General features: G+C 27.2%; 15 protein-coding genes and 2 rRNA genes. 16 read left to right on the top strand and 1 reads right to left on the bottom strand.

Annotation, left to right across the window (positions count from 1 at the left end; all coding sequences use genetic code 11):
• The 9 genes from CHF27_RS07185 to CHF27_RS07145 all read left to right on the top strand — a co-directional run.
• A 23S ribosomal RNA gene (locus CHF27_RS07185) occupies window positions 1–152 on the top strand; the annotation flags it as partial.
• Window positions 153–236: 84 nt separating this feature from the next.
• Window positions 237–353: ribosomal RNA gene (gene rrf / locus CHF27_RS07180) — 5S ribosomal RNA — on the top strand.
• Window positions 354–580: 227 nt separating this feature from the next.
• Window positions 581–865, top strand: coding sequence for a hypothetical protein (locus CHF27_RS07175; RefSeq protein ID WP_115976046.1), 285 nt, complete (start codon window positions 581–583; stop codon window positions 863–865).
• Between the two features lie 199 nt (window positions 866–1,064).
• Window positions 1,065–1,973, top strand: a complete 909-nt coding sequence (gene rbsK / locus CHF27_RS07170) for a ribokinase (RefSeq protein ID WP_115976043.1) — start codon at window positions 1,065–1,067, stop codon at window positions 1,971–1,973.
• Window positions 1,974–1,979: 6 nt separating this feature from the next.
• Window positions 1,980–2,375 (top strand): D-ribose pyranase, encoded by a 396-nt coding sequence (gene rbsD, locus CHF27_RS07165; RefSeq protein WP_115976040.1) that lies wholly within the window; start codon window positions 1,980–1,982, stop codon window positions 2,373–2,375.
• Entirely contained in the window at window positions 2,376–3,866 is a 1,491-nt protein-coding gene (gene rbsA / locus CHF27_RS07160) for a ribose ABC transporter ATP-binding protein RbsA (RefSeq protein ID WP_115976038.1), read from the top strand.
• 2 nt (window positions 3,867–3,868) lie between these two features.
• A complete protein-coding gene (gene rbsC, locus CHF27_RS07155; protein WP_274541558.1) occupies window positions 3,869–4,846 on the top strand; it encodes a ribose ABC transporter permease in 978 nt (325 codons plus the stop codon).
• 15 nt (window positions 4,847–4,861) lie between these two features.
• Window positions 4,862–5,755 carry a ribose ABC transporter substrate-binding protein RbsB gene (gene rbsB / locus CHF27_RS07150; RefSeq protein WP_115976035.1) on the top strand — a complete coding sequence of 298 codons (894 nt, stop codon included), beginning with the start codon at window positions 4,862–4,864 and terminating at the stop codon, window positions 5,753–5,755.
• Window positions 5,756–5,912: 157 nt separating this feature from the next.
• Window positions 5,913–6,215, top strand: coding sequence for a PTS sugar transporter subunit IIBC (locus tag CHF27_RS07145; protein WP_095405835.1), 303 nt, complete (start codon window positions 5,913–5,915; stop codon window positions 6,213–6,215).
• Between the two features lie 93 nt (window positions 6,216–6,308).
• Here CHF27_RS07145 and CHF27_RS07140 read toward each other — a convergent pair whose 3' ends face one another.
• Complete coding sequence (locus CHF27_RS07140) at window positions 6,309–7,418, bottom strand: DEAD/DEAH box helicase (RefSeq protein WP_095405836.1); 1,110 nt, start codon at window positions 7,416–7,418, stop codon at window positions 6,309–6,311.
• Window positions 7,419–7,688: 270 nt separating this feature from the next.
• On the opposite strand from CHF27_RS07140, the gene CHF27_RS07135 reads away from it, so the two are divergent.
• From CHF27_RS07135 to CHF27_RS07105, 7 genes are all read left to right on the top strand, one after another.
• Window positions 7,689–8,399, top strand: coding sequence for a TVP38/TMEM64 family protein (locus CHF27_RS07135; protein WP_330409772.1), 711 nt, complete (start codon window positions 7,689–7,691; stop codon window positions 8,397–8,399).
• 29 nt (window positions 8,400–8,428) lie between these two features.
• A complete protein-coding gene (locus CHF27_RS07130) occupies window positions 8,429–9,565 on the top strand; it encodes a (Fe-S)-binding protein (RefSeq protein ID WP_158534732.1) in 1,137 nt (378 codons plus the stop codon).
• Between the two features lie 12 nt (window positions 9,566–9,577).
• Window positions 9,578–10,789 (top strand): ABC transporter substrate-binding protein, encoded by a 1,212-nt coding sequence (locus tag CHF27_RS07125; protein ID WP_095405838.1) that lies wholly within the window; start codon window positions 9,578–9,580, stop codon window positions 10,787–10,789.
• The gene (locus CHF27_RS07120) at window positions 10,779–11,639 is read left to right on the top strand and encodes an ABC transporter permease (RefSeq protein WP_095405839.1); all 861 of its coding nucleotides are present in this window, start codon (window positions 10,779–10,781) and stop codon (window positions 11,637–11,639) included. The genes CHF27_RS07125 and CHF27_RS07120 overlap by 11 nt, the downstream gene beginning before the upstream one ends.
• A 9-nt stretch (window positions 11,640–11,648) precedes the next feature.
• On the top strand, window positions 11,649–12,452 hold the full coding sequence (locus CHF27_RS07115; protein ID WP_095405840.1) for an ABC transporter permease: 804 nt from the start codon (window positions 11,649–11,651) through the stop codon (window positions 12,450–12,452).
• A 26-nt stretch (window positions 12,453–12,478) separates the two neighbouring features.
• Window positions 12,479–13,501, top strand: coding sequence for an ABC transporter ATP-binding protein (locus tag CHF27_RS07110; protein WP_095405841.1), 1,023 nt, complete (start codon window positions 12,479–12,481; stop codon window positions 13,499–13,501).
• 366 nt (window positions 13,502–13,867) lie between these two features.
• Complete coding sequence (locus tag CHF27_RS07105; protein ID WP_095405842.1) at window positions 13,868–14,485, top strand: YitT family protein; 618 nt, start codon at window positions 13,868–13,870, stop codon at window positions 14,483–14,485.
• Window positions 14,486–14,490 lie beyond the last annotated feature (5 nt).

Below are 14,490 nucleotides of genomic sequence, written 5' to 3'. Positions count from 1 at the left end.
GCTGAAAGCATCTAAGCGCGAAGCCTACTTCAAGATAAGATTTCCCACCGTAAGGGTAAGATCCCAGGAAGACTACCTGGTTGATAGGTCGAAGGTGTAAGTGCAGTAATGTATTTAGCTTAACGATACTAATAGATCGAGGACTTGACCAAGAATTAAAATGATAATTCCTAAATGTATGCAGTTTTTAGAGTATTAACTCTAAAACTTAATAGAAATGTTAAGCATAAAGATTATGTGGTTATAATAGCAAAGAGGATACACCTGTTCCCATTCCGAACACAGAAGTTAAGCTCTTTAGCGCTGATGGTACTTGGAGGGCAACCTCCTGGGAGAGTAGGACGTAGCCACGTAGTCTTTTTTACATGTAAGGAAACTATATTGTCTAATTTCATGTGGATAACCATATGAATAATGATGATATTAATGAGTTTAGAAATGTAAAAAATGACATTTTGAGCAACGGACAGAGTCGTTGGCGACATGAGCGAAGCGAATTTTTTATTTTAAAAATAATCCTATATATTTTATAATTAGTCTTTATTATGGATAAGATATAGATATATAGGAGGAATTTATAATGTCACAAATTACTTTTGAAAACAGAAAACTAAAAATAAATTATATAGAAAAATATATAACAGATACTAATAATAGGACATATATATTTGATGTAGATATAAAAGACTTTGATACACCTATTTTAAGTGTTGAGTATAGTGAAAACGAAGAGGCAATCTTAAGAACATGGATAAGAGACGAGGAATCAGACAATGCTCCTAAAAATCATGTTGTATATAAACTATTTAGCTTAATTGAATTTGAAGTATTTGAAATAATGAAATTTATGATAAAACACATATAGTTAATATATTAACCACACTAATTATAGTGTGGTTTTATTATTTCAAGACAAAATAGTTAAAAATAAAACAATTAATATATAAATTATACAATTTAACTAAATATGTTGCACTAAATAAATTAATATGATACTCTATATAAGTAAAATTAAAATAGAATAAAATTATTCATTATATAATACATTCATCAGGAGGATACTTATGAAAAAGATATGTGTTATCGGAAGTTTAAATATGGATTTAGTAGTAAAAGTAGACACGATGCCTAAAGGTGGTCAAACATTAATAGGAAGTGATTTCAAAGAAGTACCTGGTGGAAAAGGTGCTAATCAAGCAGTTGCTATGGCAAGACTTGGTGGAAATGTTAATATGATAGGTAAAGTTGGAACTGATGGATTCGGACAAACTTTAATAAGTGCATTAAAAAAAGATAAGGTAGATACAAAATATGTAAATATAGAAGATGGTTCTACAGGTGTAGCTATGATAACTGTAGATAAAAACGCAGAAAATTCTATAGTTGTTGCACCAGGAGCTAACTTTAAGGTAAATTCAGATTATATAGATAGAAATATACAAGCTATAAATGAAAGTGATATAGTAGTACTTCAATTGGAAACACCAATAGAAACTATAAAGTATGCACTAAAAAAAGCTAAAGAGTTAGAAAAGTATACTATATTAAATCCTGCACCAGCAGTAAAGTTAGAAGATGACATTATAGCTAATGTTGATTTATTGACTCCAAACGAAACAGAACTAGAAATATTAAGTGGAATAGAAATAAAAAATGAAGATGATATAAAAAAAGCAGCTAAAGCTATGATAAATAAAGGTGTAAAAGAATTAATAGTTACTTTAGGATCTAAAGGAAGTTTATATATAAATAAAGAAGATATGATTTTTAAAAAATCATATAAGGTAGAAGCTATAGATACAACAGCAGCAGGAGATAGCTATACAGGAGCATTAGCAGTAGCATTTGCTAGTAATAAAAGTGTAGAAGATGCTATGGATTTTGCTTCAAAGGTTGGAGCATTAACTGTTACAAAAGAAGGAGCTCAAAGTTCATTACCTACATTAGAAGATGTAGCAAACTTTAGGGGGTAATTAAAAATGAAAAGAACAAAACTTATAAATAGTGAGATATCATATACTATATCAAAAATGGGGCACACAGATAGTGTAACTATAGGTGATTGTGGTTTACCTATACCAAATAATGTTCAAAGAATAGATTTAGCCCTAAAATACGGAGTTCCGTCATTTTTAGAAACACTAGACACAGTATTAGAAGAATTATGTGTTGAAGAAATAATTATTGCCACGGAAATAGAAGAAAAAAATAATAATATGTATGAGCAAATACTAAAGAGATTTGAAAATGTAAAAGTAACTAAAGTTAGCCATGAAAAATTTAAAAGCATGACTACAGAATCTAAAGCAGTGATAAGAACTGGAGAGTGTACTCCATATGCAAATATTATATTAAAATCAGGAGTTGTATTTTAAATGAAGAGCCCTATTTTACAAATGAAAAATATAGTTAAGGAATTCCCTGGAGTAAAAGCTCTAGATGGTGTTAATTTAGAACTTTATGAAGGAAAAGTAATGGCACTTATGGGTGAAAATGGAGCTGGAAAATCAACACTTATGAAAGTTTTAAGTGGTGTTTATAAAAAAGATAAAGGTGAAATTTACTATAAAGGTCAATTAACGGATATAAAAGGAACAAAAGATGCAGGACAAAAAGGAATAGCTATAATACATCAGGAGTTAAATTTATTACCAGATTTAACAATCGGAGAAAATATATTTTTAGGAAGAGAACCTAAAAAGGGATTTGGTATAGATTATAAAAAACTTTATAGTGATTCAGATAAGTTACTTAAAAAGTTAAATGTAACGACAAGTTCAAAAGAATTAGTAGAAAATTTAAGTATAGCACAGCAACAAATGGTTGAAATTGCAAAAGCATTGTCTCTTGATGCTCAAATAATAATAATGGATGAACCAACAGATGCCCTTACAGACAAGGAAACTAAAAGTTTATTTAATGTAATAAATGAATTGAAAAATGAAGGAAAAGCAGTAGTATATATATCACATAGATTAAAAGAAATATTCGAGATATGTGATTATATAACTGTTTTAAGGGATGGAAAATATGTTGGATCTGAAAGTATAGAAAACTTAGATGAAGATAAAATGATAGAAATGATGGTAGGAAGAAAGTTAACAGAACAATTTCCAAGAGTAAAAACTGAAATGGGAGATGTAGTACTTAAAGTAGAAAATTTAACTAATGAGTATATAAAAGACATTTCTTTTGAAGTTAGAAGTGGAGAGATTGTAGGTATATCTGGACTTATGGGGGCAGGAAGGTCTGAGTTGGCAAAAACTATATATGGTCATTTTAAAAAGACTAGTGGTCAAATATATAAAAAAGGTCAACTGATGGAAAATAAGTCAGCTAAAGATGGTGTTGGAAATAGGGTAGCATATGTTTCTGAAGATAGAAAAGGTGATGGATTAATATTAGATTTGTCAGTTAAAGAAAATATGTCTATAGCATCTTTAAATAGAATATCATCATTTTTTAAAGTAGACAAAAATAAAGAACTTGAAAGAGTTAATAGTTATATAGATAGAATGAGTATAAAAACTCCAAGTATAAATCAACTAATAAGAAATTTAAGTGGAGGAAATCAGCAAAAAATTGCGATAGCAAAAGCACTTATGATACATCCAGATGTTCTTATACTTGATGAACCTACTCGTGGAGTAGATGTTGGAGCAAAAAAAGAGATATATGATCTTATAAATGAATTTAAAAGTCAAGGTAAGGCAGTAATAATGATATCTTCTGAAATGCCAGAGATATTAGGATTAAGTGATAGAATATTAGTTTTAAGTCAAGGTAGAATTACCGGTGAATTTGATATAGAATCTGCAACGCAAGAAGCAATTTTAAAATGTGCAGTTGAATCCAAGGAGGCATAACATTGAATAAATCATCAACAATAGAAAATAATAATTCAAAAAATATAGATTTTAAAGAAATAATAGTTAAGTATAAAAGCTTAATTGGACTAATAATGTTAATAGTAATTGTATCTATACTTAGCCCATCATTTTTAAGCTCTAAGAATATTTTAAATATACTTAGACAAACATCAGTAAATGCAATAATAGCAGCAGGAATGACATTTGTTATACTGACAGGTGGTATAGATTTATCAGTAGGGTCTACATTAGCTATAAGTGGAGCTATAGCAGCAAGCTTATTAGCTTCAGGACAGAATATAATAATATCAACTATAGCAGCAATAGTAGTAGGAGCTGTAGTAGGGTTTTTAAATGGATTTGTTATAGCAAAAGGTAAATTACAACCATTTATTGCAACTCTTGCAACTATGACAATACTTAGAGGATTAACATTAGTTTTTACAGATGGAAAACCAATAACTTTAGGAAGTAATGAATTAGCAATGTCATTTGGAAAAATAGGAGGAGGTACATTATTAGGCATACCAAATCCAGCTATAACTATGATAGTAGTGTTTGCAATATGTTTTTATATACTTAAAAGTACAAAAATGGGAAGATATACTTATGCATTAGGTTCAAATGAAGATGCAACAAAATTATCAGGAATTAATACAGACAAAGTTAAAATATGGGTATATACAATAAGTGGTATACTAGCATCAATAGCAGGTATTATAATAACTTCAAGATTGTATTCAGCACAACCAACTGCTGGAAGTGGATATGAACTAGACGCAATTGCAGCAGTTGTACTTGGAGGAACAAAACTTGCAGGTGGTAAGGGGAAAATAACAGGAACTATAATTGGTGCATTAATAATAGGAGTATTAAGTAATGCTCTTAATATACTAGACGTATCATCGTATTATCAAATGATGGTTAAAGGTGCGGTTATATTAATAGCTGTTCTTTTAGACAGAAAAAATAATTAAGGAGGGAAGATAAAAATGAAAAAACTTCTTTCTATAATAATGGTAATAGTACTAGCTAGTTTTACTTTAGTAGGATGTCAACAAAAAGATACTGATTCTAAAAAAATTGGACTTATAGTGTCTACTTTAAACAATCCATTCTTTGTAGATTTAAAGAATGGAGTAGAAAAAAGAGCTAAGGAATTAGGATACGAAGTTGTGGTACTTGATTCACAAAATGACCCAGCTAAAGAAGTTTCTAATATGGAAGATATAACAGTTAAAAATGTATCTATAGTACTTTTAAATCCAGTTGATTCAGATTCAGCAGTTGCATCTGTAATGATTGCTAATAATTCAGAATTACCAGTTATGACAGTGGATAGAGCAGCTAATGGTGGTAAAGTTGTATCTCATATAGCATCAGATAATATAGCTGGAGGAGAAATGGCAGCCGAATTTTTAAAAGAACAATTAGGTGGTAAAGGTAAATTAGTTGAGTTAGAAGGACTTGCTGGTTCGTCTGCAACTAGAGATAGAGGTAAAGGGTTTAATGATGGAATTAAAGGTAGTGGATTTGATATAGTTGCAAAACAAACTGCTGACTTTGATAGAACAAAGGGACTTTCAGTTATGGAAAATATTATTCAATCAAAGGGAGAAATAGATGCAGTATTTGCTCATAATGATGAAATGGCACTAGGGGCACAAAAAGCATTAGAGGATCAAGGAATGAAGGATGTTCTTGTAGTAGGATTTGATGCAACTGATGATGCAGTAGATGCAGTTAAAAAAGGAAAAATGGCTGCTACAGTAGCACAACAACCTTTATTAATAGGTCAAACAGCAGTAGATGCTATAGACAAGGTACTAAAGAATGAAACTATAGATACTTTTATACCAGTAGAATTAAAATTAGTAACTAAATAATATATAAATATAAAAGCTATTCTAAGTAATTTTAGAATAGTTTTTTATATTTATATTTAATTAAAAGTTAGAAAGAATGGAATCTGTGATACTTGCAATATTTGGAGTATAAAGTATAATTATTATTATGATTTTAAAGAATATGGAGGAATGTAAAATGGATAAAAAAATAATCGCAGTATGTGATAGTTCGAAATGTGCACAAGCTCTTGAAGAAGCTGGGAAAAAGTTAGGTTATTGTGTAAGATCAGAGGTACAAAACAATGAAAGTATAATAAATGAAATTCCAAAATATGATATAGAAAGTGCTACAATAATATTATTTGCAACTAGTGCTGAAGTTGAATGTATAGAAAATATAGAAAGATTTATAGATAGAGAATATTATGAAGCTGATCCTAAGTATGTAATAGAAGATGCTGAAGCTGTAATAAGTGAAATACTTCTGGACTTAAATTAATAATCTAGTTAAATAAGGAAAAGTATTATCTAGGACTGAAGCGAAAATCTCCAGTCCTTATTTAGATTATTCTAGGAAGTTTATATTTTCATATTAAATATTAATTTCTCTTCTAGGAATTTTAAATTTGATTTTCTCTTCAATTTCAGATAAGGCATTTTCGTTTTTGGGATCTATAAACAAACATGTATAACCTTCATCACCAGCTCTACCAGTTCTACCTATGCGGTGAATATAATCTTCAGTACTTTCAGGGATATCATAGTTATAAACATGAGTAATACCAGAAACGTCAATTCCTCTAGATGCAACGTCAGTTGCAATTAAATATTGTATGTCGGCATTTCTAAAAGATTTCATTATTCTTTCACGCTTTGATTGTTGGATATCACTATGGATTTTCTGGCAGTTATAACCACGTTCTCCTAAAGATTGCTCAAGAGCATCAACTCTTCTTTTAGTTCTACAGAATATTATAGACATAAAAGGATTATCTTCATTTAAAACAGCACATAAAGCATCTAGTTTTTTTCTATCTGTTGTTTCTACAACTTCTTGTTTAATTGTATCTAATGTTATTTCTTCTTTTTTTATAGAAATTATAGAAGGATCATTCATATATCTATAAGCTAATTTTTTTACTTGTGAATCCATAGTAGCAGAAAAACATAATGTTTGGCGTTTTTTAGGTAGTTCTTTCATAATAGCTTCAATTTCATTTTTAAAGCCCATAAATAACATTTGATCAGCTTCATCTAATACAAATGTTTTTAATTTACTAAGATTAACAGTTTTTCTATCAATATGATCTAAAAGTCTACCTGGTGTTGCTATAATTAAGTGTATGTTACCTTTTAGCTTATTCATTTGAGATGAAATATCTTTTCCACCATAAGCTGCAAGGATATTTATGTTTTTACCTTCTTTTAATTTATTAGCTTCTTCAGTTATTTGAATAGCTAATTCTCTTGTAGGAGATAAAATTAGTGCTTGAACAAAATTAACATCAGGAGATATATTTTCAAAAATAGGAAGCAAAAATGCTAGAGTTTTTCCAGTTCCAGTTTGAGCTTCTGCAATAACATCATTACCAGCTTTGATTATTTGTATACTTTCTTGTTGAATAGGAGTTGGATTAGTTATACTGTTACGGTTAAGTATATTTACTATATTATCGCTAATTCCAAGATTTTTAAAATTCATAGTTTATTACCTCTCATTACTAACTTTTATTTTTATTATAATCTATTAATGATATCATACTAAAACAATTAATACTAATAATATTAACATTATTAGTAAAATTTAATATAAAATAAAAAATATCATACCTAATAAAATATAATTATCGAAAAAAAATATATTTAATAATGAATTAATAGATATTATCTATAAATCTAAAAATAAAATATTTGATATAATCATATTTGTGAATTTTATATAAAATATAAAAATATTACAATTATCGAGAGGATGTGTATTATTATAAATATTAAAATAAAAAAAAGTAAAAAAACATTTTGGATTACGTTGGTAATTATTTTGATTTTTTCAAGTGTTTATTTGTTAGTACCAACAATAAATCAAAGTATAAATAAAATAATTAAATATTTTACAGAATTAGACTTAAATGGTCTTAAGTCATACATATTATCATTTGGTATATTGGCTCCAGTAATATCTTTTTTACTTATGATATTACAATCAGTTGTAGCACCACTTCCAGCATTCATTATAACATTTTCAAATGCAGCTTTATTTGGTTGGATAAATGGTGCAATACTTTCTTGGACAAGTGCAATGGCAGGAGCAGCAATGTGTTTCTTTATATCTAAATTTTTAGGAAGAAACATAGTTGAGAGACTTACAAGTAAATTAGCATTAAAAAGTGTAGATGAATTTTTTGAAAAGTATGGAAAACATACAATATTAATAGCTAGATTATTGCCTTTTATGTCATTTGATTTAGTAAGTTATGCAGCAGGGCTTACATCAATGAGTTTTATATCATTTTTTATAGCAACAGGAATAGGACAACTTCCTGCAACGATTGTATATTCTTATGTTGGAGGAATGCTTACAGGTGGATCTAAATTAATGATGATGGGAATACTTACACTATTTGCGATAAGTATATTGATATATCTTATAAAGAAGGTATGCAATGATAAAATTAAATATTAAGTAAGTTATTTCATATGGAGGACAATATTATGGATAAGATAGATTTAAATAGTGATATTTTAAAAAAAATTGAGGTAAATAAAAATTACTGTATAAATTGTAAACAATGTTTTAATGTATGTCCAATGATGAAAGAATATTCATCGTCACCAAAAAAATTAATGGAGGAGATGTTATGCGAAAAAAAAGTAGATAAAAATATACCTTATTCTTGTATGAATTGTGATGTTTGCAAAGTAAAATGTCCAAAAGATATAGATTTAAAAGAAATGTTTTATAATATGAGAGTTAATATATTTACTGAAAATACTAAAAGTATAAAAGAACTTGGTATAAATACTATTAGGTTTCATCAAATAAATAGCTTTTCAAGTATATTTTCAAGAAGTTTTATTGATAAAAGCACAAGAAAAGTATTTTTACCTGGATGTAGTCTTTCAGCTTATAATGCAGATTTAGTGTTGAAAACATATGACTATTTAAATAGTAATATAAAAGATTTGGGGTTAATATTTGAGTGTTGTTCAAAGCCAACGTTATCGTTAGGAGATAAGAACAAATTTAATCAATATTATTCTAGATTAGAAAAATTATTTAAAGAAAATAATATAAATGAAGTTATAGTAGCCTGTCCAAATTGCTATAAAACAATCAAAGAAAATAGTCCGAATGTAAAGGTTACTTTGATTTGGGAAGTTATCAATAAATATGGTTTACCAAAAAAATTAGAGAATTCTTATAATGATATTTCAATAGAATTTTCATTACATGACCCATGTCCAGTTAGATATGAAAATAATGTACATGAAGATGTTAGAAAAATACTATATAAGTTAGGAATAAAAGTAGTTGAATTTGATCAAAACAGAAAAAAAACTCAGTGTTGTGGAGCAGGTGCTATGGTAGGTGTTACAAATCCAAAAGTAGCAAAAAAACAAATGGAGAGAAGATCTAGAGAAGCTAAAACAGAAAATATAATATGTTACTGTCAATCATGTTGTGAATCTATGATAAGTGTAGGCAAACCTACAATACATATATTAGATTTATTATTTAATAATATGGTCATAAATAAAAATAAATTTTACCAAGAAAAGACTACTGTGATTAATAAGTGGAAAACAAGATATAAGGGAGTACATTTAGGAAAAAAATTAAAGAAATAAAAGGAGGTTTTTATGAAAAAGAAATTAGTGTTTATCTTATGTATAGTACTTACTTTTTACTTAGTAGGATGCTCAAAACAATCAAATAATAGTGAAAAATTAGACGTTTTAACTAAAACGAATGAGGAGATAGTAGACCTAGCAAAAGGTAGTACTGTAAACTTTTATGGCTATGGAGGAAATGAGGTAATGAATAAGTGGTTTGATACTTATGTAGTATCTCAAATGAAACAAAAATATGATATAAATGTAAAAAGAGTAGGTATGGATATAGATAATATATTAAATCAATTATTATCAGAAAAACAAGCAGGAAGCTCAAAAGGAAATATAGATGTAATATGGATAAATGGAGAAAATTTTAAAACAGCAAAAGAAAATGATTTATTATTTGGACCTTTTACAAATAAGCTTTCTAATTATGAAAAATATGTAGATAAATCATCAGAAGATATAACTACAGATTTTGGAACTAATGTAGATTCAATGGAAGCTCCATGGGGAAAATCACAGTTTGCAATGGTTACAGATACCAGTAAAATTAGTTCTAAAATAAATAATACAGAAACATTAAAAAAAGTAATTCAAGAGAATCCTGGTAAATTTACATACCCTTCACTTCCAGATTTCACAGGTAGTGCATTTGTGAGAAATGTAATATATGACATAGTAGGATATGAAAATGTAGCTAGTTTGCCAGAAGATAAAGCTAAGATTAAACAAGTTATACAACCAGCTATTGATTATTTAAATGAAATAAAGCCTTATTTATGGAATAAAGGAAAAACTTATCCAGCTACTACATCTCAATTAGACAATATGTTCTCTGATAATGAAACATATTTTACAATGACTTATTCACCAAATCAATTGATGGGAAGAGTTGCAAATGGAGAATTTAGCAAGAATACTAAAGTAATTGAATTTGATAAAGGTAATATAAGTAATACTCATTTTTTAACTATACCTAAAAATTCACAAAATGAAGCAGGTGCTATAGTTCTTATTGACTACCTAATGAGTATAGATGCTCAAGGATCTAAGACAGAAGCTAAAAATTGGGGAGATACAACTGTTTTAGATATGAAAAAAGTACCTACTGAAGATAAATCTAAATTTAAAGAAACTATAGCGATAGAAAAGACAGTACCTGAGTTAAAAGCAGGACTAGTTCCTATTATAGAAAAAATATGGTTAGAAGAGGTTTTAGAGGGTGAAAAATAAATTAAAACCATATATATTGCTTATACCCATAACAGTCATTCTTATAGGGGTAATGGGTATAGGTATTACAACTTGTATTTTACAAAGTTTAGGATATTTTCCACAAATAGGTTTAAATAATATAACTTTGGATTATTATAGAGAAATTTTTAGAAGTTCTACATTTATAAATTCTTTATTTTTTAGTTTAAAAACATCTATTATATCTGCTATGTTAGCAGTTATTTTAGGAATTTTATTAGCATATTTCATGATAAATGATAAATTTTCGAAATTAAGACAAGGTATTTTAAATTTACCTATAATAGTACCTCATATAGTAGTAGTACTACTAATGTTTACTTTATTTTCTCAAACAGGTTTAATATCAAGATTTTTATATAATTTAAATATTATAAATGACCCAAATGAGTTTATAAGTATGGTATCTGATGAAAATGGAATAGGTATAATTCTTGTATATTTATGGAAGGGAATACCTTTCATAACTCTTACTACCTATAATATATTAGTAAATATAAATGAAAATTTAGAAAATGTAGCTGTTAATTTAGGGGCAAATAAATTACAAATTTTTAGATATATAATGCTACCACTTGCAATGCCAAGTATAATATCTTCATTTATTATATTATTTGCATTTGCTTTTGGATCGTTTGAAGTACCTTTTTTAATAGGTCCATCTATACCAAAAGCGCTATCTGTTCAAGCATATATATATTATTCAAGCTCAGACTTAATGCAAAGGCCGATAGCTATGTGTATGAACACAATATTATCTTGTATTAGTTTTGTATTATTAGTAATATACAATAAATTATTCGAGAGATTATATAGATATAAATTATAGGTGAGGTATATGAAAATTAAATTTAATAAATTTGTTATAGATATGATACTTATAGCTTTTATAGTACCGTTTATAGTACTAGTATTATGGGGATTTACAAATTCATGGCCATTTCCATATATACTACCACAACAATACTCATTAAGAGGAATTGAATATATTTTAAATGTATCTAATTTAAAAATGATTTTTAATAGTATATGTTTATCTATAATAGTAGTACTAATTACACTAATTATAAGTATACCAGCAGCAAAATCAATTACATTATATAATTTTAAAGGTAAAAGATTTTTTGAAGTTTTAATTTTATCTCCAATAATTATACCTTTAATTTCAGTAGCAATGGGTATACATATAGTATTTATACAATTAAGTATTGCAAACAATATATTTGGAGTGATAATTATAAATATTTTACCATGTATTCCATATGCTGTTAGAATAATTGCGGATGTATATAGAATAGTTGGAGATAAGTTTGAAATGCAAGGTAAAGTTTTAGGAGCAAATAGTTTTAATAATTTTAAATACATAACTTTACCACTTATACTTCCGGGTATAATTGGTGCATCAAGTATGTGCTTTATAATTTCTTTTAGTCAGTACTTTTTAACAATGCTTATAGGTGGAGGAAGTGTAATTACATATCCAATGGTAATGTTTCCTTATATACAAAGTGGAGATAGAACGATAGGTTCATTATATAGTTTACTATTTTTAATAGTAAGTTTGATAGTTTTGTTATTAGTTGAACGTAAAATAAATAAGCATTATAAAATTATTGATGAAAAAAATTTTTTTAGTAAATAAACTAATATTTTTTAAGGAGAATGACTATGTCATCGGTTAAAATCATCAACTTAACTAAAAGTTTTAATAATACAAATGTATTAAAAAATATAACGATAGATGTGGAAGAAGGTGAATTTATTTCATTATTAGGTCCATCAGGATGTGGAAAAAGTACATTATTAAAACTAATTGCAGGTTTACTAGAAGTAGATAGTGGTGATATTGTATTTAATAATGAATCAGTTATAAATATTTTAACAGAAAAAAGAGGAGCTATAATAGTATTTCAAGATTATTTATTGTTTCCTCATATGACAGTGTATGAAAATATAGAATTTGGTTTAAAAATGAAAAAAGTAACTAAGGATATAAGAAGTAAAAAGGTAGAAGAAATTTTAAATTTAGTAAAATTAAAAGAACATAAGAATAGATACCCATCACAATTATCAGGAGGACAACAGCAAAGAGTAGCTATGGCTAGAGCATTAGTTCTCAATCCTAGAATATTGCTATTAGATGAGCCTTTTTCAAATTTAGACATAAATTTAAGAAATGAAATGAGAGAATTTGTTTTATCTATTCAAAAGAGATTAAATATAACTACTATAATGGTTACTCATAACAAAGAAGAAGCTCTTACTATGAGTAACAGGGTAGCAGTTATGTTAGATGGAGAAATTAAGCAATTTGATACACCTAAAAATTTATATGAAAATCCAAATAGTATAGAAGTTGCTAATATATTTGGAGAAAGAAATTATATAAAAGGGTGTATTGAAGAAGGGATATTTAAAAGTAATATAATTAGTTTTGAGTCAAACTTAAAAAAGGATTTAAAAGAAGTTAACATTATGATACCTAAAGAAAATATATCTTTGTATTCGATGGATTATAAAGAGGGTATAGAAGGCATCATAAAAAGAAAAAGATATGCAGGTGAAAAAACATATTATGATATACAGGTTAAAGATATAGTTTTAAAAGCTATTTCTAATAATGATATATACAAAGAACAGGATAAAGTGAAAATAGTTATAAAATCTAAGAATACAGTTTATTTTAGATAAACATAGAAAGCAAAGTGTCCAATTATTTATTTAGGATACTTACTTTTTATTTTTGTATAAATAATAAAAAGGTATAAATTATAGAATAGTATTTCTAAACAAATAAAAAATTTATATAAACAAATATTTATGTATACTAAATTAGGAAAGTAGTTAATCTAAACTTTTTTGTTAAATACATCGTGTGTATGTGTTGAAATTACTAAGGTGTATGAGTTTTATGAAAAAACATAAAAAAACAATTGAAAAAGTATTGAAAAAAAGTTTTAAATTTTGTATAATTTAAGTTTTATAAAAGTGCCGTATACAAAGTGTTTTTTATCCTATATAATGATATTAAATTAAGAAAAAAGGAAGGGATAAAAAATGGCCACGCGGCGATCAGCAGAGAAAATACTGCAAATTATATTAGGCTCAGCTATATTAGCTTTTGGAGTCTACAATTTCTATTATTTAAATGATATAACAGAAGGTGGAGTGTTAGGACTTTTACTACTGTTAAAGAATTTATTCAATATCCAACCGGCTATAGCTAACATAATAATAGATATAGCACTTCTATTAGTAGGATATAAATTTTTTGGAAAAAAATTCTTTGGATATTCTGTATTTGCATCTATAAGTTTTTCAGTTTTATACAATATATTTGAAACTATGGGACCTATTGTTCCACAGATTAATAATATGTTTTTATCTACTATTTTAGCAGGATTAAGTGTAGGTATAGGTGTAGGAATTATAGTTAGTGCAGGATGTGCATCTGGAGGAGACGATGCTTTAGCATTGGTGATTTCTAAGGCTACATCTTTAAATTTAGGTAATGTTTATATGATTTCAGACATTTTTATTTTGGTACTATCACTTTCATATTTATCAGCACATGATGTATTTTATTCAATTATAGCAGTGACTATAAGCGGTAGAGTAATAGACTTTATTTATGAACATAGCCAAAATAATTTATATAAAACAGTGATGCAATAAGGTAC

It is taken from the genome of Romboutsia maritimum (assembly GCF_002251085.2).
In the GTDB taxonomy this organism is placed as follows: domain Bacteria; phylum Bacillota; class Clostridia; order Peptostreptococcales; family Peptostreptococcaceae; genus Romboutsia_B; species Romboutsia_B maritimum.
Note: the sequence above shows the minus strand (reverse complement) of the source record. Positions and strands in the feature narration are given on the sequence as shown.

What these genes read in the sequence shown, in the direction of transcription:
- CHF27_RS07175 (WP_115976046.1), top strand. Translation starts at nt 581, where the DNA reads ATGTCACAAATTACTTTTGAAAACAGAAAACTAAAAATAAATTATATA.
- rbsK (WP_115976043.1), top strand. Translation starts at nt 1,065, where the DNA reads ATGAAAAAGATATGTGTTATCGGAAGTTTAAATATGGATTTAGTAGTA.
- CHF27_RS07105 (WP_095405842.1), top strand. Translation starts at nt 13,868, where the DNA reads ATGGCCACGCGGCGATCAGCAGAGAAAATACTGCAAATTATATTAGGC.
- rbsD (WP_115976040.1), top strand. Translation starts at nt 1,980, where the DNA reads ATGAAAAGAACAAAACTTATAAATAGTGAGATATCATATACTATATCA.
- CHF27_RS07135 (WP_330409772.1), top strand. Translation starts at nt 7,689, where the DNA reads ATGTGTATTATTATAAATATTAAAATAAAAAAAAGTAAAAAAACATTT.
- rbsA (WP_115976038.1), top strand. Translation starts at nt 2,376, where the DNA reads ATGAAGAGCCCTATTTTACAAATGAAAAATATAGTTAAGGAATTCCCT.
- rbsB (WP_115976035.1), top strand. Translation starts at nt 4,862, where the DNA reads ATGAAAAAACTTCTTTCTATAATAATGGTAATAGTACTAGCTAGTTTT.
- CHF27_RS07125 (WP_095405838.1), top strand. Translation starts at nt 9,578, where the DNA reads ATGAAAAAGAAATTAGTGTTTATCTTATGTATAGTACTTACTTTTTAC.
- CHF27_RS07115 (WP_095405840.1), top strand. Translation starts at nt 11,649, where the DNA reads ATGAAAATTAAATTTAATAAATTTGTTATAGATATGATACTTATAGCT.
- CHF27_RS07130 (WP_158534732.1), top strand. Translation starts at nt 8,429, where the DNA reads ATGGATAAGATAGATTTAAATAGTGATATTTTAAAAAAAATTGAGGTA.
- CHF27_RS07140 (WP_095405836.1), bottom strand. Translation starts at nt 7,418, where the DNA reads ATGAATTTTAAAAATCTTGGAATTAGCGATAATATAGTAAATATACTT.
- CHF27_RS07110 (WP_095405841.1), top strand. Translation starts at nt 12,479, where the DNA reads ATGTCATCGGTTAAAATCATCAACTTAACTAAAAGTTTTAATAATACA.
- CHF27_RS07145 (WP_095405835.1), top strand. Translation starts at nt 5,913, where the DNA reads ATGGATAAAAAAATAATCGCAGTATGTGATAGTTCGAAATGTGCACAA.